This is a genomic window from Pseudomonas sp. BB438 (assembly GCF_057180225.1).
In genome coordinates this window covers 2,127,789-2,145,885 of sequence record NZ_CM170001.1, presented here as the reverse complement: position 1 = coordinate 2,145,885, position 18,097 = coordinate 2,127,789, and the positions used below count along the sequence as shown (strand labels likewise).

17 protein-coding genes, 1 tRNA gene and 1 pseudogene are annotated in these 18,097 nt (G+C 64.5%); 9 read left to right on the top strand and 10 right to left on the bottom strand.

What is annotated here, in order from left to right; genetic code table 11:
- The first annotated feature begins 101 nt into the window (after positions 1 to 101).
- Positions 102 to 416 carry a hypothetical protein gene (locus AC1ZV1_RS10060; RefSeq protein ID WP_484296580.1) on the top strand — a complete coding sequence of 105 codons (315 nt, stop codon included), beginning with the start codon at positions 102 to 104 and terminating at the stop codon, positions 414 to 416.
- A gap of 187 nt (positions 417 to 603) precedes the next feature.
- On the opposite strand, the gene AC1ZV1_RS10055 is transcribed toward AC1ZV1_RS10060, so the two are convergent.
- Both AC1ZV1_RS10055 and AC1ZV1_RS10050 read right to left on the bottom strand, forming a co-directional pair.
- On the bottom strand, positions 604 to 957 hold the full coding sequence (locus AC1ZV1_RS10055; protein WP_484296579.1) for a YkgJ family cysteine cluster protein: 354 nt from the start codon (positions 955 to 957) through the stop codon (positions 604 to 606).
- Between the two features lie 226 nt (positions 958 to 1,183).
- A tRNA-Val gene (locus AC1ZV1_RS10050) sits at positions 1,184 to 1,260 on the bottom strand.
- Positions 1,261 to 1,445: 185 nt separating this feature from the next.
- On the opposite strand from AC1ZV1_RS10050, the gene AC1ZV1_RS10045 reads away from it, so the two are divergent.
- Positions 1,446 to 2,729, top strand: a complete 1,284-nt coding sequence (locus tag AC1ZV1_RS10045) for an NAD(P)/FAD-dependent oxidoreductase (protein WP_484296578.1) — start codon at positions 1,446 to 1,448, stop codon at positions 2,727 to 2,729.
- Between the two features lie 33 nt (positions 2,730 to 2,762).
- Here the strand turns inward: AC1ZV1_RS10045 and AC1ZV1_RS10040 are convergent, their stop codons facing one another.
- From AC1ZV1_RS10040 to moaA, 7 genes are all read right to left on the bottom strand, one after another.
- Positions 2,763 to 3,740, bottom strand: a complete 978-nt coding sequence (locus AC1ZV1_RS10040; protein WP_484296577.1) for a formate/nitrite transporter family protein — start codon at positions 3,738 to 3,740, stop codon at positions 2,763 to 2,765.
- Between the two features lie 74 nt (positions 3,741 to 3,814).
- Positions 3,815 to 4,759 (bottom strand): PA2778 family cysteine peptidase, encoded by a 945-nt coding sequence (locus AC1ZV1_RS10035; protein ID WP_484296576.1) that lies wholly within the window; start codon positions 4,757 to 4,759, stop codon positions 3,815 to 3,817.
- A gap of 11 nt (positions 4,760 to 4,770) precedes the next feature.
- Positions 4,771 to 5,166, bottom strand: a complete 396-nt coding sequence (locus AC1ZV1_RS10030; protein WP_484296575.1) for a PA2779 family protein — start codon at positions 5,164 to 5,166, stop codon at positions 4,771 to 4,773.
- Between the two features lie 133 nt (positions 5,167 to 5,299).
- A complete protein-coding gene (locus AC1ZV1_RS10025) occupies positions 5,300 to 5,785 on the bottom strand; it encodes a hypothetical protein (protein WP_484296574.1) in 486 nt (161 codons plus the stop codon).
- Positions 5,782 to 6,117, bottom strand: coding sequence for a low molecular weight protein tyrosine phosphatase family protein (locus AC1ZV1_RS10020; RefSeq protein WP_484296573.1), 336 nt, complete (start codon positions 6,115 to 6,117; stop codon positions 5,782 to 5,784). Before AC1ZV1_RS10020 ends, AC1ZV1_RS10025 begins: the two co-directional genes overlap by 4 nt.
- Positions 6,118 to 6,176: 59 nt before the next feature.
- Complete coding sequence (locus AC1ZV1_RS10015; protein WP_484296572.1) at positions 6,177 to 6,995, bottom strand: substrate-binding periplasmic protein; 819 nt, start codon at positions 6,993 to 6,995, stop codon at positions 6,177 to 6,179.
- Positions 6,996 to 7,060: 65 nt separating this feature from the next.
- Positions 7,061 to 8,056, bottom strand: a complete 996-nt coding sequence (moaA, locus tag AC1ZV1_RS10010; protein WP_484296571.1) for a GTP 3',8-cyclase MoaA — start codon at positions 8,054 to 8,056, stop codon at positions 7,061 to 7,063.
- A 212-nt stretch (positions 8,057 to 8,268) separates the two neighbouring features.
- Between moaA and AC1ZV1_RS10005 the strand changes: the two genes are divergently transcribed.
- Positions 8,269 to 8,922, top strand: a complete 654-nt coding sequence (locus AC1ZV1_RS10005; protein ID WP_259753982.1) for a TetR/AcrR family transcriptional regulator — start codon at positions 8,269 to 8,271, stop codon at positions 8,920 to 8,922.
- Between the two features lie 106 nt (positions 8,923 to 9,028).
- On the opposite strand, the gene AC1ZV1_RS10000 is transcribed toward AC1ZV1_RS10005, so the two are convergent.
- A complete protein-coding gene (locus tag AC1ZV1_RS10000) occupies positions 9,029 to 9,460 on the bottom strand; it encodes a GlcG/HbpS family heme-binding protein (RefSeq protein WP_484296570.1) in 432 nt (143 codons plus the stop codon).
- A 356-nt stretch (positions 9,461 to 9,816) separates the two neighbouring features.
- On the opposite strand from AC1ZV1_RS10000, the gene gcl reads away from it, so the two are divergent.
- The 6 genes and pseudogenes from gcl to AC1ZV1_RS09970 all read left to right on the top strand — a co-directional run bounded on the left by gcl (position 9,817) and on the right by AC1ZV1_RS09970 (position 18,083).
- Positions 9,817 to 11,592, top strand: coding sequence for a glyoxylate carboligase (gene gcl, locus AC1ZV1_RS09995; protein WP_484296569.1), 1,776 nt, complete (start codon positions 9,817 to 9,819; stop codon positions 11,590 to 11,592).
- A 121-nt stretch (positions 11,593 to 11,713) separates the two neighbouring features.
- Entirely contained in the window at positions 11,714 to 12,496 is a 783-nt protein-coding gene (hyi, locus tag AC1ZV1_RS09990; RefSeq protein WP_484296568.1) for a hydroxypyruvate isomerase, read from the top strand.
- Between the two features lie 69 nt (positions 12,497 to 12,565).
- Positions 12,566 to 13,456 carry a 2-hydroxy-3-oxopropionate reductase gene (locus tag AC1ZV1_RS09985; protein ID WP_045217803.1) on the top strand — a complete coding sequence of 297 codons (891 nt, stop codon included), beginning with the start codon at positions 12,566 to 12,568 and terminating at the stop codon, positions 13,454 to 13,456.
- 247 nt (positions 13,457 to 13,703) lie between these two features.
- Positions 13,704 to 14,966, top strand: a pseudogene (locus tag AC1ZV1_RS09980) (glycerate kinase type-2 family protein); the annotation flags it as partial.
- 271 nt (positions 14,967 to 15,237) lie between these two features.
- On the top strand, positions 15,238 to 16,668 hold the full coding sequence (pyk, locus tag AC1ZV1_RS09975; protein WP_484296567.1) for a pyruvate kinase: 1,431 nt from the start codon (positions 15,238 to 15,240) through the stop codon (positions 16,666 to 16,668).
- A gap of 512 nt (positions 16,669 to 17,180) precedes the next feature.
- Complete coding sequence (locus tag AC1ZV1_RS09970; RefSeq protein ID WP_484296566.1) at positions 17,181 to 18,083, top strand: urea transporter; 903 nt, start codon at positions 17,181 to 17,183, stop codon at positions 18,081 to 18,083.
- The last annotated feature ends 14 nt before the right edge of the window (positions 18,084 to 18,097 follow it).

The window sequence follows — 18,097 nt, the reverse complement described above, 5'->3', positions numbered from 1 at the left end:
CTCCACCCCCCGTCAGCGTTCATTGACGACAAACCGGGCAGAAGCACAAGACAGGCCCCATACTCTTAATCAGCACACAATCGCAGGCTTAGTGAGGTCGCATGAAGAAACTCACAGCGTTACTCCTGCTCACAGCGCTGGGCACCGGTGCTCAGGCGTCTGACTTCTGCACGGGCGTCGGCCTGTTCGCACGTGCCGGCGCGCTCTACCGTGACGAAGGCAAGACTGAACAGCAAGCGATATCAGCCCTTCACGACGGCAGCGCCAAGCTCGATGCAGACACTCAGGTAATCGTCAGGTACTTCGTGCGATTCGGTTACCACGGAGATCAATCGCCCGACCAGGCATTCGCCAATGCGGAACAGAAATGCCGGCAATACGAAGCCTATAGCGAACGCAGGAATGCGATGAACTAGAGAAGCTCGAGCAGCCGCAGCGCGACATCACCCACAGCAAACGCTGCAGGCACGCCCGCGGCATCACCGTCCGAGCCAACGCGAGGACGCATCCCCAAGCGCAGGGAGAGCGAGTACATTGAGCCCAATGGCGAACCTCGAAGCCATCAAATACCCCGCACCGCGGCCTTTTTTCACTTCTGCCGCCCTAAACCAGGACTTGCCGTGTGCTCGCGATCAATTGATGAACCTGGCGCACCACTGACTCATCAGCAGGAGTCTCCGGCCCTCTCCCTTCCGGGCACGGCATGCTGGGCGTCGTCCCGAACAACCTGCAGATAAGCGGCCGCTGCTCGTAGGCCTCACATCCATTCGGCCCCAGATGGACACAACTCCACTCCGCCAAGGCCGCGTCATGCTCAGCCTCACTCTTCGCAGGCAGCCTGGCCAACTCTACCGAAGACGCAGTAACCGGCCCGCAGCAGTCGTGGCATCCAGGCTTGCACTCAAAGCCAGGGATTTTCCGCCGCAACTGATCGATCCTGCGGCTCACACTGTTCATCATCGCGTCCTGGTTGAAGAATGGAGCAGGGCGCGAATTATACATGTGAGCGACACCCTCGCGGCTGAGACAGCTGGAACATCGCAAGCCGCAGCTGATCCAACGCGCCAAAGCCGCGAGACGAGCCAATACCGACACTCTGCAGAGTGTTTGGAAAAAATAGAGACAAACAAAAAGGGCGACCCTTGCGGATCGCCCTTTCTGAAATCGCCTAAGCGATTATGTTTGGTAGGCACAATTGGACTCGAACCAACGACCCCCACCATGTCAAGGTGGTGCTCTAACCAACTGAGCTATGTGCCTGTCGTGTGGGGCGCATTCTACGCGATCGTTTTTCACGGTCAAGCACTTTTTTCGCTAAGCCACTGAAAAAGTGAATTTTTTTATGTTCGACCGTCCGTAAATTATTTTGCACGGGCACTAGCCGGCCAGATTCGACTCAGGTAGCATCCGCACATCTCGTAAAAAATAACAAACACAGGTGCATTATGCCGCACACTTCCTACCCCTCCTCCTATTATGCAGCTTCGGCCAACCCGGTCCCGGCCCGTCCTGAACTGCAGGGCGAGGTGGAAACCGATGTCTGCGTGATCGGCGCAGGCTATACCGGCCTGTCGACCGCCCTGTTCCTGATGGAAAACGGTTTCAAGGTCACCGTGCTGGAAGCCGCCAAGGTTGGCTTCGGCGCGTCGGGCCGTAACGGCGGCCAGATCGTCAACAGCTATAGTCGCGACATCGACGTCATCGAGCGCAGCGTGGGTGCCAAGCAGGCGAAATTGCTGGGCGACATGGCCTTCGAAGGCGGCCGCATCATCCGCGAGCGTATCGCCAAGTACAACATCCAGTGCGACCTGAAGGACGGCGGCGTGTTCGCGGCCCTCAGCGCCAAACAGATGGGTCACCTGGAATCGCAGAAAAAGCTGTGGGAACGCTTCGGCCACACCCAGCTGGAACTGATGGACGCCAAGCGTATCCGTGAAGTCGTCGGCACCGACAGCTATGTCGGCGGCATGCTCGACATGAGCGGCGGCCACATCCACCCGCTGAACCTCGCCCTGGGCGAAGCCGCGGCCGTGGAATCGCTGGGCGGCGTGATCCACGAGCAGTCCCCTGCCGTGAAGATCGACCGTGGCGCCAACCCGGTCGTGCACACCCCGAAAGGCCGCGTGAAGGCCAAGTTCATCGTGGTAGCCGGTAACGCCTACCTCGGCGGCCTGGTGCCGGAGCTGGCTTCCAAGTCCATGCCATGCGGCACCCAGGTGATCACCACCGAGCCGCTGAGCGCCGACCTGGCTAAATCGCTGCTGCCGACCGACTACTGCGTCGAGGACTGCAACTACCTGCTCGACTACTACCGCCTGACCGGCGACAACCGCCTGATCTTCGGCGGCGGCGTGGTCTACGGTGCGCGCGATCCGTCGAACATCGAGGCAATCATCCGTCCGAAGATGCTCAAGGTGTTCCCGCAGCTGAAGAACGTGAAGATCGACTTCGCCTGGACCGGCAACTTCCTCCTGACCCTCTCGCGCCTGCCGCAGGTTGGCCGCATCGGCGACAACATCTACTACTCCCAGGGCTGCTCCGGCCACGGTGTGACCTACACCCATCTGGCGGGCAAGTTGCTGGCCGAGGTGCTGCGCGGCCAGGCCGAGCGTTTCGACGCCTTCGCCACCCTGCCGCACTACCCCTTCCCGGGCGGCCGCATGTTCCAGGTTCCGTTCTCCGCGATCGGTGCCTGGTACTACACCATGCGCGACAAGCTGGGCATCTGACGCCCCGTTTCACATCGCACGAACAACGGCGCCTCAGGGCGCCGTTTTCTTTTCCGGCATCTTCTCCGGCGGCGACGAGCTGTCGCTGCGGACCTGGGCGTGGCTCATCAGCGCAAAGATCAGGCTGCCGCCTACGATATTCCCCGCCAGCGTCGGCAGGGCGAAGTCGACAATGTACCCCGACACCGGGACCTCCCCGGCGAACATCAGGTACCCCACTTCGCAGGTGCCCACCACAATGTGGCTGAAGCTGCCCAGCGCCATCAGGTAGGTGACCAGGAAGATGATCCAGACCTTGGCGTTCTCGGCCGCCGGTACCAGCCAGACCATGGTGGCGATCATCCAGCCCGAGACGATGCCCTTGGAGAACATCTGCCCGTGGTCGTTCCCCATCACCTCGCGGCCAATCTCGAGGAAGGCCTGGTCGGCCTTGGTATCGAAGATCGGCAGGTGCAGCATGCCGTAGGCGAACAGTAGCGCGCCGACCACATTGCCCAGCAGCACCACCGACCACAGCCGGAGCAACTGGCCGAACTTCTCCAGCGTCGGCTCGCTCATCACCGGCAGTACTGCTGTCAGGGTGTTCTCGGTGAACAGTTGCTGGCGCGCGAGAATGATCGCCAGGAAGCCGACCGGATAGCCGAGGCTGGTAGTGATCACCGCCATGTCGTGTTCCGGCAGGCGCGCACGGAACAGTCCCATGGCCATCAGGGACAGGCCAATGGTCAGCCCGGCCGCCAACGCCGACCACCAGAGCGCCGCCAGGGTGCGGTCCAGCTCATGGTTGCCTTGCAGGCGAATGACTTCGTGCAGCACCAACGGCCGTGGCGGCTGACTCTTTTCGACCTTGCGGCGCTCCTCAGCGGAGAGGTCGTCCGCCGTGTCGCTTTCCGCCTTCGATTTCCGCGCCTGACCACCAGAGGCGGCCTTGCGGCGAGTCTTCGCCTGATCAGTGACGGCACTTGCGCGCGACTGGGCTGCGCCGCGTGCCGATTGTTTTTCCGTCGCCATGCAAGGCACCTCGCTGGGGGCATTGCAGCGTTAGGCTGTGCATCCCCCGCTTCGGTTCAGGAAACCTGCGAACGTCAGTTTGCCGGGCAAACTGGCAAGGCCTGGCAATGCGCGTCCACTGCCACAGAAACGCCGATTTTCTGCGAGAACCGTGCATCGCCCGGTGCCAACTGCCGAGCGCAATTCGCTGCGGAGTCGGCCTGTCGTGGGCAGCCGCGCTCACCCAGCACGTTGGCGAGATTGAACCAGCCCGCGGCAAACGCCGGATTAGCGCCGACGCTATGGCGCAACGCCTCTTCGGCCTCGCTCAGGTGGCCTTCGCCATAACGCGCATTGGCCAAGGCGAACCAACCGAGCGGCTCCTGTGGCCAGGCACGGGTCGCGGTGCGATAAGCCTGCTCCGCCAATGCCGGCTGGCCGGTCTCCTCCAGATCATGGGCAGCCTTCAACCAGGCCGTGCGCTCCGCCGTGGCCGGCAGGCGATCCGCCGGGACGGTCAGCACTGCCCAGCGCCGGCTGCGTTTCCAGGTCACGTCGAAGGCGGTGAAGTCGACTACCAGACGCTCGGTGATGCCCGAACGCAGTATGAGTTCGTGGCGGTTGCGATCGAAACCGACCACCACCGCGAAATGCCAGACCGGCAGCCAGTCCAACCCCTGGTTCTGCAGGATCAGCACCGGATTGCCCGCCGCCACCTCGCTGAGGATGCTCTCCAGACGCGGCTTGAGCGGATAGACCAGCATGCCTTTCTCCCGCGCCGCCGCCACCAACTCAACCTGCAGGCTGCCCTCGCGTCCGGGGATGAATACCCGATCCTTCAGCGCCCGCGGTGTCACCCGCACGCCGCGCTGGTTGAGCATGGTGGCCAGTGCGGCCGGGCCACACTGGAAATCCTGCTGAGGGAAGAACTGCACATCGCTCAGCTCCACCCGCTCCGGCAGCGCATCAACGCTCGCAGGCAACGTCGGCGACTGCGCACAGCCGCCGAGCGCCACGGCCGCCGCGAACGCGACGGCCATGGCCCAGCGCCTCAACGCTGACACCGGACGAAGGTGAAGATATGGGTGATGCAGAGCATGTCGGTGATCACGAAGATCAGCAGGAACAGCAGGATGATGCCGATGATGCCGCCGGCCGGTGCCTCATCCAGTTGCTGGTTGAACTGTGCCAGCTCTTCGTTGGACAGGCTCTTGATGCGCTGCTCGACCTTGCTGCGCTCGACGCCCATGGACTGCAGCTTCTTCTGCACGCCCTGGTCGTCGAGCATCTTCAACAGTTGTTCGCGGTCGACCTGTTGCTGCTGCGCCTGCAGCACTTCGCCCGTACCCACCATGGCGGCCTGAGCCAACGGGACTTCCGCAACCACACCCAACTGTGCAAACACCAGGACAGCTGCAAGGCTTTTTACCCGTCTTGTTAGGGTCATTCTGGGTTACCTCATCATGGACTGCATGCACTCAGCCGGAGGTGCTGGCCGCTCGAACGAGAAACAACCGACCGCCACCCTCCCGCCACGTTGGCGGCAACCACAGGGGGCCGCCATCTAGTGTGATACCGAGTCAGGAAAAGAGTTCGAAGCGTAATTGGCGCCAGTCGGCATCCAGGTGGCCCAGGTAAATGCAGTTGCACCCGCGGGGAAACAGTATGTGCTCAGCCGTAATGCCCGGCCCCTCGAACTGCAACAGGCGTCCCCAGGGATAATGGCTGATGCGGCCGCGCACATCCTCGACCGTGCCTCCGCGCCACCAGTGGATGGCAGCCTCGGCATCCTCGACGCCTTCGGGCTGTTCAATGCGAACCGGCTCGTCGCGCCAGCCGATCACCCGTTGCGGGTCGAAACCGGCCTGCTGCGCCAGCGGCAACGGCGTGATCCACAGGTCACCGTCGCGCTCATCGATTGCGACGGCGAGCGGACTCCACAGCGGCTGCTCCAGCGCCCAGAGCAGGTCGCCGTCGATGACCAGTGAGGGTTCGGGCTGGACCTGGACGCGGAAACCCGGGCAGACCAGCGCGCCCTCATGCAGGGAAATTCGGATCGCGCTCACGCCCGCTCCTGCCGCAGGTGCGGCGCGACCTTGCGCTCCAGCAGGAACACCAGCTCGGGCTGGAGATAGTCGAAGTCGTCGGGGATATCCAGGCACACCAGGCGCTTGCCGCGCATCGCCGCGGGGAAGCGGCGCAGCAGGGCCGCCCGATGTCGGCGCTCCATGACGAAGACCAGGTCGGCCCACTCTAGTTGCTCGGCGCTCAGCGGGACTTCCGCGTCCGGCGCCAGCCCGGCGGAGTCGGTCTCGACTTCCGGCCAACTGGCGAAGACGGCTTCGGCGGTGGGGCTGCGCAGGCGGTTGCGGCTGCAGATGAACAAAGCGCGGCGCACTTCATCCTCCCTACGGCTGACGCGCAAACGGCAGCGGCGATTCTAGGGAATCCGGCGGCTCAGGGCGACTTCTGTTTGGCTTTCTGGCGCTCGAGGAAATCCACTTTCCACTGCTCCACGCCCAGATGCTCGGAGTCCAGGCTCGCCTCGACACCGTACTTGGCCTTGAGCGCAGCTACATCCTTCGCGTGATCGATGAGGAAGCGGTCGAAGCGCTCGATCAACTCGCCCTGTTTCACCGTGGACAGGTGGAAGGCGCTACGCGTGTGCGGTAGTGAAGGATCGAACACCAGCGCTCCCGGTTTCGCACGGATGTTGTCCAGGTAGAAGGTGGCGACCACCACGTTGAAGTAGGCGCCATCGGCCTGCTTCTTCAGCGCAGAGTGGATCATCTGCTTGAGGTCGGCGCTGGGCGCGAGGGCGATCCGCCCGGCCTGCACCTGCTGCTCGTAGCCGCGCGGTGTCCAGCCATCCACCAGCGCCAACGTCTTCAAGACGCCGACGCCCTGCCCCAGCCGCTCCGGTGCCACCAGCACGCCGTCGACGTACTCGGCCACCGGCTGGCTGTAGCGCAGCGTTTTCCCGGCCTTCTGCTCGGGTGCCCAGTTGGGATTGTCCGGGTACTTGAGGTCGACTTCGCCGGCGAGCAGCGCCGGCAGCAGCGCGTCCACCGGCAGCGGGCGATACTCCAGGGTGATGCCGCTGGTGCTGGCAAAGAGATCCAGCACCTCGCGGGCGAAGCCCTGGTAGTTGCCCTGCGCATCGGTGCTGTAGTGCGGGGCGAAGGCGAGGTTCTCGACGCCGACCACATAGGTTTGCGCCAGCGCACCGGTGGAAAAAATGCTGGCGAGCGCGCAGCAGAATGCCTTGAGCTTCAAACGACTCTCCTTGTTACCTGTTGTTTTTGTTCTAGCCGGCGGGCCGGATACCCGTCGTGACGGGCTCAGCCGCCGGTCATGCTCATGAAGCGCAGTACCTGCACCTGCTGGTCGGCTTCGAAATGGTGGCGTTCGGGCTTGAGCTGCAGCGCCTGCATCAGTGCGCCGCGCAGCCGCGCGCTGTCACCGGGGTGCTCGCGTAGCAGTTGGCGCAGATCGAGCGCGCCTTCGTGGCCAAGGCACAGCACCAGCTTGCCTTCGGCGGTCACCCGCACCCGGTTGCAGTCGCCACAGAAGTTATGGCTGTGCGGGGAGATGAAACCGATGCGGCTGGTGTAGCCGTCGATACGGTAGTAGCGCGACGGGCCACCGCTGCGCTCGGGCGTCGGCAGCAGCTGCCAGCGTTCGGCGAGTTGTGCGCGGACCTCGTCGCTGCTGCACAGGGTCTGCTTGCGCTCGTGGCTGCTGACGCTGCCCAGCGGCATCTCCTCGATGAAGCTGATGTCGATGCCCTTCTCCAGGGCGAAGGCCACCAGATCGCAGACTTCGTCGTCGTTGCGGCCCTTCTGAACCACGGCATTGAGCTTGATGCGCTCGAAACCGGCCTCGCGGGCGGCGTCGATGCCGTCGAGCACCTGCACCAGCTTGTCGGAGCGGGTGAAGGCGGCGAAGCGTTCGCGGCGCAGCGAATCCAGGCTGATATTCAGGCGGCGCACACCGGCCGCCCGCAGCTCGACCGCGCGCTCGCGCAACTGCGAGCCGTTGGTGGTGATGGAGAGATCGTCCAGCTCCGGGCGTGCGCCCAGTCGAGCCAGCAGACCGGTCAGGCCCTTGCGTACCAGCGGCTCGCCGCCGGTGATGCGGATGCGCTTGACACCCAGGTCGATGAAGGCGTCGGCGACGGCTTCGAGCTCTTCCAGGCTCAATACCTGGTCGCGCGGCAGAAACTGCATGTCTTCGCTCATGCAGTAGGTGCAGCGGAAGTCGCAGCGGTCAGTGACCGAGAGGCGCAGGTAGGTGATGCGTCGACCGAAAGGATCGACCAGCTGGGAATCGGACATGGGCAGTGGGGAGTTCCGGATGGCAGGTGCCGAACGAAAGTGCGCTAGAAATACCCTAGAACGTCGTCGCTGTACACATAAAACCGACCCGTGAGTCAGGAAATTGCACACCAGTACCGCGACAGGCCCCGAGTTGAGGGGCTCCAGAGCCCGGTGCTACCATGCCCGGCCCTGTTCTGTGACAACAGCAATAAAAGAAAGAAGACCAGCCAATGACCAGCATCCGCGAGCGTAACCGTCGCCTCATCCTTCGCGCCGCCAGCGAGGAATTCGCCGAGAAGGGCTTCGCGGCGACCAAGACCAGCGACATCGCCGCTCGCGCCGGGCTGCCCAAGCCCAACGTCTACTACTACTTCCAGTCCAAGGAAAACCTCTACCGCTGTGTACTGGAAAGCGTGGTGGAGCCGCTGCTGCAGGCCTCCGCGCCGTTCCGTGAAGACGACGAGCCGAGCGAGGCGCTGCGCGCCTACATCCGTTCCAAGGTGAGGATTTCCCAGGAGCTGCCGCACGCATCCAAGGTGTTCGCCAGCGAGCTGATGCACGGTGCGCCGCACCTGCCCAAGGAATATCTGGACGAGTTGAACGCCCAGGCCCAGCGCAACATCGCCTGCCTGCAGAGCTGGATCGACCGTGGTCTGCTGGCGCCGGTGGACCCGCATCACCTGCTGTTCACCATCTGGGCAGCGACCCAGACCTACGCCGATTTCGACTGGCAGATCTCCATGGTCACCGGCAAGACCAGCCTCAGCGATGCGGATTTCGAGGCGGCCACCGAGACGATCACCCGCCTGGTGCTGCGCGGCACCGCGCCCGACAATGGCGCCGAGCCCAAGCCGCAGGGGCGGTTGCGGCCGCTGTCGATCTGATCCGGCCGCTCGATTGTCGGAGCGAGCCCTGCGCGATCGCGGGCATGGCCCGCCCCTACAGGTGGCGCCCGACGTACGATGAACGGCGCGCCCTTCCCTTCTTCGATCAGCCCGCGTCTGCCACCAGACCCAGCGCCTGCACTCCGCGGATCGCGCATTGCTCGTCGATGTCCGAAGCGTCGCCACTGATGCCGATGGCACCAATCACTTCATTGGCCGAATTGCGGATCAGCACGCCGCCCGGTGCAGGCACTACGTTGCCTTGCGCCAGGGTGTTCACTGCGGCGATGAACGACGGACGCTGCTGAGCATCGGCCGCCAGTACGCGCGACGACTTGCCCAGCGCCACCGCCCCCCATGCCTTGCCGATGGCGATCTGCGGACGAAGCATGCTCGCGCCATCCTCGCGCTGCAGGCTCAGCAGGTGCCCACCGGCATCCAGCACGGCGATGGTCAGCGGCGCGGCGGACAGCTCGCGGCTGGCAACCAGCGCATGACGGGTGATGTCCAGTGCAGTTTCCAGATTCAGGGTGCTCATGAGGTTTTCCTCTTCAAGTTGGTAAAACGGTCAAGGTTGATAAGCCGGGGCCACGCCATGCGCACAGGTAAATGCTGCGCACACGCGCATCCGAAATCTGTACGCAATCTAGTAGCCGAAGGCCTCATCCAAAGCAACTTAAAAGGACAATTCATCGCTGTTTTTGTATACATTTTTTCAAACGACAGTTTGACCCAGTGTTCAGGTTTTCATCGGAAGCCTCGAGATAGAAGGCCCGAGAGAAAAAATGACCGCTCAGTCCCTCGTATACAACCCGTCTTGACCTTCGTCGAACAGCCTGGCTAGAATCGCCTCAACTTTTGTACACAATCAGTATAAGAACCGAGGAACAAAATATGGCCAGAATGAGAGCAATCGAGGCTGCCGTACTCGTCATGCGTCGCGAAGGCGTGGATACCGCCTTCGGCGTACCGGGCGCCGCCATCAACCCCATGTATGCGGCCATGAAGAAGCTCGGTGGCATCGATCACGTCCTGGCCCGCCACGTGGAAGGCGCCTCGCACATGGCCGAGGGCTACACCCGCACGAATGCCGGCAACATCGGCGTGTGCATCGGCACCTCCGGCCCTGCCGGCACCGACATGGTCACCGGCCTGTACTCGGCGTCCGCCGACTCCATCCCGATTCTCTGCATCACCGGCCAGGCTCCCCGTGCGCGCATGCACAAGGAAGACTTCCAGGCCGTGGACATCACCAGCATCGTCAAGCCGGTCACCAAGTGGGCGACCACCGTGCTGGAACCTGGCCAGGTGCCCTACGCCTTCCAGAAGGCCTTCTTCGAAATGCGCAGCGGCCGCCCCGGCCCGGTGCTGATCGACCTGCCGTTCGACGTGCAGATGGCCGAGATCGAGTTCGACATCGACGCCTACGAGCCGCTGCCGGTGAACAAGCCCAAGGCCACCCGCGCCCAGGCCGAAAAGGCCCTGGCCCTGCTCAATGACGCCGAGCGTCCGCTGATCTGCGCCGGCGGCGGCATCATCAACGCCGACGCTTCCGACAAGCTGGTGGAATTCGCCGAGCTGACCGGCGTACCGGTGGTCCCGACCCTGATGGGCTGGGGCACCATCCCCGACGATCACCCGCTGATGGCCGGCATGTGCGGCCTGCAGACCTCGCACCGCTATGGCAACGCCACCGTGCTGGAATCGGACATGGTGTTCGGCATCGGCAATCGCTGGGCCAACCGTCACACCGGCTCGGTCGACGTCTACACCGCAGGCCGCAAGTTCGTCCACGTGGACATCGAACCGACCCAGATCGGTCGCGTATTCACCCCGGACCTGGGCATCGTTTCCGACGCCGGTTCCGCCCTGGATGTGTTCCTCGAAGTAGCCCGCGAGTGGAAAGCCGCCGGCAAGCTGAAGGACCGCAGCGCCTGGGTCGAATCCTGCCGCGAGCGCAAGCGCACCCTGCAGCGCAAGACCCACTTCGACAACGTGCCGGTCAAGCCGCAGCGCGTCTACGAAGAGATGAACGAGTTCTTCGGCAAGGACACCTGCTACGTCAGCACCATCGGCCTGTCGCAGATCGCCGGCGCGCAGTTCCTGCACGTCTACAAGCCGCGCCACTGGATCAACTGCGGCCAGGCCGGCCCGCTGGGCTGGACCATTCCCGCAGCCCTGGGCGTGGTCAAGGCCGACCCGAGCCGCCAGGTCGTGGCGCTGTCGGGCGACTATGACTTCCAGTTCATGATCGAAGAACTGGCCGCCGGTGCGCAGTTCAACCTGCCGTACATCCACGTACTGGTGAACAACTCGTACCTGGGTCTGATCCGTCAGGCACAGCGTGGCTTCGAGATCGACTACTGCGTGCAGCTGGCCTTCGACAACGTCAACGCACCGGAGCTCAACGGCTACGGCGTGGACCACGTCGCGGTGGTGGAAGGCCTGGGTTGCAAGGCGATCCGCGTATTCGACCCGAACCAGATCGGCGCCGCCTTCGCCCAGGCTCGCGAGCTGATGCAACAGCACCGTGTACCGGTGGTGGTCGAGGTCATCCTGGAGCGCGTCACCAACATCTCCATGGGTACCGAGATCAACGCGGTCAACGAGTTCGAAGAGCTGGCGCTCAAGGGGGTCGACGCACCCACCGCCATCTCGCTGCTGGATTGAGCCGCTGCCGGATTGATTAGCTGAACCGAACCCGGGAGTGCGCGGTAACGCCCTCTCCCCAACCCTCTCCCTGAAGGGAGAGGGGGCTGTTCGTGCGACATGCCACCAAGGAGTCAAAACAATGCCCCGTTTCTGCGCCAACCTGTCCATGCTGTTCACCGAGGTGGACTTCCTCGACCGTTTCGAAGCCGCCGCGCGCGCCGGTTTCAACGGTGTCGAGTACCTCTTTCCGTATGACGTCGAGGCCGAGGTGATCAAGGCCCGCCTGGACGCCAACCAGCTCGAGCAAGTGCTGTTCAACCTGCCTGCCGGCGACTGGGCCAAGGGCGAGCGCGGTATCGCCTGCCACCCGGACCGCGTCGAGGAATTCCGCGCCGGCGTCGACAAGGCCATCGCCTACGCCAAGGTGCTGGGCAACACCCAGGTCAACTGCCTGGCCGGCATCCGTCCGCAGGGCTACGACTGCGCAACCATCGAGAACACCTTCCTGAACAACCTGGAGTACGCGGCGGGCAAGCTCGAAGCCGCGGGCATCAAGCTGGTCATGGAAATGATCAACACGATCGACATCCCCGGCTTCTACCTGCAGACCACCCAGCAGGCCCAGGACGTCCGCGAGAAGGTCGGCAGCGCCAATCTGTTCCTGCAGTACGACATCTACCACATGCAGATCATGGAAGGTGACCTGGCGCGGACCCTCGAGAAGAACCTCGCCTCGATCAACCACGTGCAGCTGGCCGACAACCCCGGCCGCCACGAGCCGGGCACCGGCGAGATCAACTACCGCTTCCTGTTCGACCACCTGGACCGCATCGGCTACCGCGGCTGGATCGGCTGCGAATACAAGCCCAAGACCACCACCGAAGCCGGCCTCGGCTGGCTGAAGAGCCACAACGTCATCTGATTCGCCGGCCGGCGCGTTGGGTACGCAGCGCGCCAGCCAGCCCAACAAGAACAACCAGGAGAATTCCTCATGGCCAAAATCGGATTCATCGGCACCGGCATCATGGGCCTGCCCATGGCGCTGAACCTGCAGAAAGCGGGTCACCAGATCTTCGTTTCCACCCACCACGATGCCGCTCCCGCCGAGCTGGCCAGTGGCGGCGCCGTCGCCCTGGCCAACCCCAAGGAAGTCGCCCAGGAAGCCGAGTTCATCATCGTGATGGTCCCGGATACCCCGCAGGTCGAAGACGTGCTGTTCCGCAAGGACGGTATCGCCGAAGGCGTGGGCCCGAACAAGGTGGTGATCGACATGAGCTCGATCTCCCCCACCGCCACCAAGACCTTCGCCGAGAAGATCAAGGCCACCGGCGCGCAGTACCTGGACGCCCCGGTCTCCGGCGGTGAAGTCGGCGCCAAGGCCGCTTCCCTGAGCATCATGGTCGGCGGCTGCCCGAACACCTTCGAACGCGCCCTGCCGCTGTTCCAGGCCATGGGCAAGAACATCACCCGCGTCGGTGGCAATGGCGATGGCCAGACCGCCAAGGTGGCCAACCAGATCATCGTTGCCCTGAACATCCAGGCCGTCGCCGAAGCGCTGCTGTTCGCCGCGAAGAACGGCGCCGACCCGGCCAAGGTGCGTGAAGCGCTGATGGGCGGCTTCGCCTCCTCGCGCATCCTCGAAGTGCATGGCGACCGCATGGTCAAGGGCACCTTCGATCCGGGCTTCCGTATCAGCCTGCACCAGAAGGACCTCAACCTGGCCCTGGCCGGTGCCCGCGAGCTGGGCCTGAACCTGCCCAACACCGCCAACGCCCAGCAAGTGTTCAGCACCTGCGCGGCCATCGGCGGCAGCAACTGGGACCACTCCGGCCTGATCAAGGGCCTGGAACACATGGCCAACTTCTCCATCCGCAAGGACTGAGAAACCCCTTCGCGGGAACGCGTGGAGCGATGGGTAACGCGTCCTCCACGCCCCCACGAAGCGCCAGAGCAACGTGACGGGCGACGTTATGGGAGTGGCGTCGCCTGCCACGCGGCAAAGCAACTCGAACACCCGGCCGCAGGGAATCACGGCCTCGCCGGCCGGGGTGTTCGATTCCATCGCTGAGCCTTCTTGAGAGAGAAGCCTGAGCCATGGAACACCACAACAAGAATCATCGGAGCCTGTCATGAGCCTCGACCCACGCGCCTTCCTGCGCGAGTTGTTCGACACCGCCATCGCCGCCGCGCACCCGGCCCAGGTACTGGCGCAGCACCTGCCCACGGACCAGGGCGGCCGCACGATCGTCATCGGCGCCGGCAAGGCCGCCGGTGCCATGGCTGAAGTCGCCGAGAAGCACTGGAAGGGTGAAGTCCAGGGTCTGGTCGTCGCGCCCTACGGCTATGGTGCCGAGTGCCGCAGCATCGAAGTGGTGGAAGCCTCGCACCCGGTGCCGGACGATGCCGGCGAGCGCGTGGCGCGCCGCGTGCTGGAACTGATCAGCGGCCTCTCCGAGAACGACCGGGTGATCTTCCTGCTCTCCGGTGGCGGCTCTGCCCTGCTCGCCCTGCCGGCCGAAGGCATCAGCCTCGACGACAAGCGCAGCGTGAACAAGGCCCTGCTGAAATCCGGCGCCGCCATCAGCGAAATGAACTGCGTGCGCAAACACCTTTCCGCCATCAAGGGCGGCCGCCTGGCCCGCGCCTGCTGGCCGGCCAGCGTGTATACCTACGCCATTTCCGACGTACCCGGCGACGAGGCCACGGTGATCGCCTCCGGCCCCACCGTGGGCGACCCGACCACTTCGGCCGACGCCCTGGCGATCCTCAAGCGCTATGCCATCGACGTCCCGGCCAACGTACGCGCCTGGCTGGAAGACCCGCGTTCGGAGACGGTCAAACCCGGGGATGAATGCCTGTCGCGCAGCCACTTCACGCTGATCGCCACGCCGCAGCATGCCCTCGACGCCGTGGCTGCCAAGGCCGAAGCCGCCGGCATTCCGACACTGATCCTGGGCGACCTGGAGGGCGAGTCCCGCGAGGTGGCCAAGGTCCACGCCGGCATCGCCCGGCAGATCCGCAAGCATGGCCAGCCGCTGAAGGCGCCGTGCCTGATCCTCTCCGGTGGCGAGACCACCGTGACCGTGCGCGGCAACGGCCGTGGCGGGCGCAATGCAGAGTTTCTCCTCAGCCTCACCGCCGACCTGAAAGGTGAACCGAACATCTGGGCCCTGGCGGGGGACACCGATGGCATCGACGGCATGGAAAGCAACGCCGGTGCCCTGATGAGCCCGTGCAGCTACAGCCGCGCCCTCAAGGCCGGCCTGAACCCGCTGCACGAGCTCGACAACAACAACGGCTACGGCTTCTTCGCCGAACTGGGCGACCTGGTAATCACCCGGCCGACCCGCACCAACGTCAACGACTTCCGCGCCATCCTGGTCCTCGAGAATGCAGGCTCGAATCAGGTGATTTCGTCGGCCGCGACGAAGGCCGGCTTGTCGCAGGGCGAGGCGCGAGGAGAGAGGTTTGGTGATTCCAAATGACCGACGAGCAACGCTGCACTGCGACAAGCTGGCCCCGTCCCTTCGGGTTGCGTGTCAGCGTTCGCCATGCGTCGTTGCGGAATTTGCGAAGGGAACGCCATTAGCTGCATTCCGCGTCTAGCCTGGCGAACGCTGACCCAGCAACGCGGCCATGAAATCACCTGATTCGAGCCTGATTATGACCCCTGATAAGAAAGTAAAGATCCTCGCGACCCTGGGCCCGGCGATCAAAAGCCGCGACGACATCCGCGCCCTGGTGGAAGCCGGCGCCAACCTGTTCCGCCTGAACTTCAGCCACGGCGAGTACAGCGACCACGCCCAGCGTTTCGCCTGGGTCCGCGAAGTGGAAGCCGAGCTGAACTACCCCATCGGCATCCTCATGGACCTGCAGGGGCCGAAGCTGCGCGTGGGTCGGTTCGCCGAGGGCGCAGTACAGCTGCAGAAGGGCCAGACCTTCACCCTCGACCTGAACGACGCACCGGGCGACGACAAGCGCGTCACCCTGCCCCACCCGGAAATCATCCAGGCGCTGGAGCCGGGCATGAGCCTGCTGCTGGACGACGGCAAGATTCGCCTGCAGGTGCTCAACGCCCACGCCGATGCCATCGAGACCCGCGTAATGAACAGCGGCGAGCTGTCCGATCGCAAGGGCGTCAACGTGCCCGAAGCCGTGCTCAAGCTCAGCCCGCTGACCGCCAAGGATCGCCGTGACCTGACCTTCGGTCTGGAGCTGGGCGTGGACTGGGTCGCCCTGTCCTTCGTGCAGCGCCCCGAAGACATCGAGGAAGCCCGCGAACTGATCGGCGACAAGGCCTTCCTCATGGCCAAGATCGAGAAGCCCTCGGCGGTGCAGTCCATCGAAGCCATCGCCAGGCTGTCCGACGCGATCATGGTGGCCCGTGGCGACCTCGGCGTGGAGATGCCCGCTGAAAGCGTGCCAGGCATCCAGAAGCGCATCATCCAGGTCTGCCGCCAGCTTGGTCGCCCGGTGGTGGTCGCAACACAGATGCTCGAATCCATGCGTTTTTCCCCGGCGCCGACCCGCGCCGAAGTGACCGACGTCGCCAACGCCGTCAGCGAAGGTGCCGACTGCGTGATGCTCAGCGCCGAGAGCGCCTCGGGCCAGTACCCACGTGAAGCGGTGGAGATGATGGCGAAGATCATCCGCCAGGTCGAAGCCGAGCCGGACTACCAGGCCACGCTGGAGATCAACCGCCCGGAACCGGACGCTACCGTCTCCGACGCCATCAGCTGCGCGATCCGCCGGATCAGCCGCATCCTGCCGGTGGCGGTGCTGGTGAACTACACCGAGTCCGGCGCCTCGACCCTGCGCGCCTCCCGCGAGCGGCCCAAGGCACCGATCCTGAGCCTCACCCCGCAACTGAAATCCGCCCGCCGCCTGACCGTGGCCTGGGGCGTCCATTCGGTGGTCAACGCGCAGCTCGCCCATGTCGACGAGATCTGCTCCACCGCCCTGGACATCGCCCTGGCCCAGCGCATGGCGCGCCGTGGCGACACCGTGGTGATCACCGCCGGCGTGCCCTTCGGCCAGCCGGGCAGCACCAACATGCTGCGCATCGAAACGGTGGCGCCGGCACTGGAAGTTTGATGCAAGCCTGAGAGCCCCTCTCCCCAACCCTCTCCCTGAAGGGAGAGGGGGCAGCTCGGCGCCGCCAGTTACTCAGGTGTTGCGCTTGCTGCCACTCAAGCTCCCTCTACCGCTTGCGGGCGAGGGCGGGGGGAGAGGGAAATAGAGTTCAGGAGCCACGCCAGAGAGCGTGCCTCCGCACCGAGTCACTTCCGGACGGACGGGGCCGGGAATACGGGGCCGCGTCCCCGTCCGTCCGGGATTGACCTTGGTACCGAGTACTGCAGCACCCGAAACATGAGCACCGAATGCTTGTCGGTCCATGGCCCCCACGCAGCAACTCCCAATGCTGGCCATGGAACTTTGAGGTTGTTGGCGGTGATCCCGCCGACAACCTCTTTTCTTTTTCCAACCCCGTGGCGCGGCCCCGTATGGCGGCGTCACACGATTCTCACGCAGCGCCCGCCGATGGGGCCTCGATGCCACACACCCAAGAGGCGCTGCGGAGCCACTTACAACTGCCCAGACCCCAGATGCCCCTGAACAAGTTCATACCCAACCGGCTGATCGGCTTCGGCCAGATCTACCTGCAGGCCGACGCCCGCTTCGGCCTGATCCTGCTGCTGACCATCGCCTGGTCCGCCCCTCAACTGCTGCCCGGAGCCCTGCTCGGCGCACTGCTCGGCCCGCTCACCGCACGTTTCGTGCGCGAGCCGAAGGCGGACATCGACGCCGGTCTGCACGACTACAACCCGATCCTCATCGGCCTGCTGCTGCCCTTCCAGTTCCAGTGGTCGCTGGGCCTGGTGATGCTGACCATCGCCGCCGTCCTCACCAGCGTCGCGGTGCAGGCCGCGCTGCTGCGCCAGTCGCGCCGGCGTTTCGGCCTGCCGGCCTACACCGCCGCGTTCGTGCTGCTGGGCTGGATCTCGGTGGCGCTGGGCAAGAGCCTGGGATTCGCGCCGACCAACGGCGTCGCCTGCCTGTCGTGCGGCCTAGCCAACCCACTGCTGGACTCCACCGTGCTGGGCTTTGGCGAAGTGATCTTCCTCGGCGAACCGCTCGCCGGCCTGACCATCGCCCTAGGCCTGCTGCTGGTGGAACGCCGCGCTGCCTTCTGGGCGCTGGCCGGCGCTGCCGGGGCGCTCGCCATTGCACCGCTGTTCGGCCTGCCGGCCGCCTCGGCGCAGGCCGGTCTCCTTGGCTTGAACGGCGCGCTGGCCGGCATCGCCCTGTCGCTGCGCTTCCACAATCCGCTGGCGCCGCTGTGCGGCATCGTCCTGGCGGTGCTGCTGCAACCCGGCTTCGCCCTGGCTGGCCTGCCCGCCTTCACCGCACCGTTCATCCTCGCCTGCTGGCTGGTGATCCTCGGTCACCGTGCGCTGACCGCGCTACTGCTCGATCAGCGCCGGGAAAACAGCGGTCCGCGTGTATAGTCGGGGGACCCTCT

Bases quoted from the DNA above. Each gene is read 5' to 3' on its own strand.
- AC1ZV1_RS10035 (WP_484296576.1), bottom strand. From the start codon at position 4,759: ATGGCCGTCGCGTTCGCGGCGGCCGTGGCGCTCGGCGGCTGTGCGCAG.
- AC1ZV1_RS10005 (WP_259753982.1), top strand. From the start codon at position 8,269: ATGACCAGCATCCGCGAGCGTAACCGTCGCCTCATCCTTCGCGCCGCC.
- AC1ZV1_RS10045 (WP_484296578.1), top strand. From the start codon at position 1,446: ATGCCGCACACTTCCTACCCCTCCTCCTATTATGCAGCTTCGGCCAAC.
- AC1ZV1_RS10060 (WP_484296580.1), top strand. From the start codon at position 102: ATGAAGAAACTCACAGCGTTACTCCTGCTCACAGCGCTGGGCACCGGT.
- AC1ZV1_RS09970 (WP_484296566.1), top strand. From the start codon at position 17,181: ATGCCCCTGAACAAGTTCATACCCAACCGGCTGATCGGCTTCGGCCAG.
- gcl (WP_484296569.1), top strand. From the start codon at position 9,817: ATGGCCAGAATGAGAGCAATCGAGGCTGCCGTACTCGTCATGCGTCGC.
- AC1ZV1_RS10000 (WP_484296570.1), bottom strand. From the start codon at position 9,460: ATGAGCACCCTGAATCTGGAAACTGCACTGGACATCACCCGTCATGCG.
- AC1ZV1_RS10055 (WP_484296579.1), bottom strand. From the start codon at position 957: ATGAACAGTGTGAGCCGCAGGATCGATCAGTTGCGGCGGAAAATCCCT.
- AC1ZV1_RS10030 (WP_484296575.1), bottom strand. From the start codon at position 5,166: ATGACCCTAACAAGACGGGTAAAAAGCCTTGCAGCTGTCCTGGTGTTT.
- AC1ZV1_RS09985 (WP_045217803.1), top strand. From the start codon at position 12,566: ATGGCCAAAATCGGATTCATCGGCACCGGCATCATGGGCCTGCCCATG.
- moaA (WP_484296571.1), bottom strand. From the start codon at position 8,056: ATGTCCGATTCCCAGCTGGTCGATCCTTTCGGTCGACGCATCACCTAC.
- AC1ZV1_RS10040 (WP_484296577.1), bottom strand. From the start codon at position 3,740: ATGGCGACGGAAAAACAATCGGCACGCGGCGCAGCCCAGTCGCGCGCA.
- pyk (WP_484296567.1), top strand. From the start codon at position 15,238: ATGACCCCTGATAAGAAAGTAAAGATCCTCGCGACCCTGGGCCCGGCG.
- hyi (WP_484296568.1), top strand. From the start codon at position 11,714: ATGCCCCGTTTCTGCGCCAACCTGTCCATGCTGTTCACCGAGGTGGAC.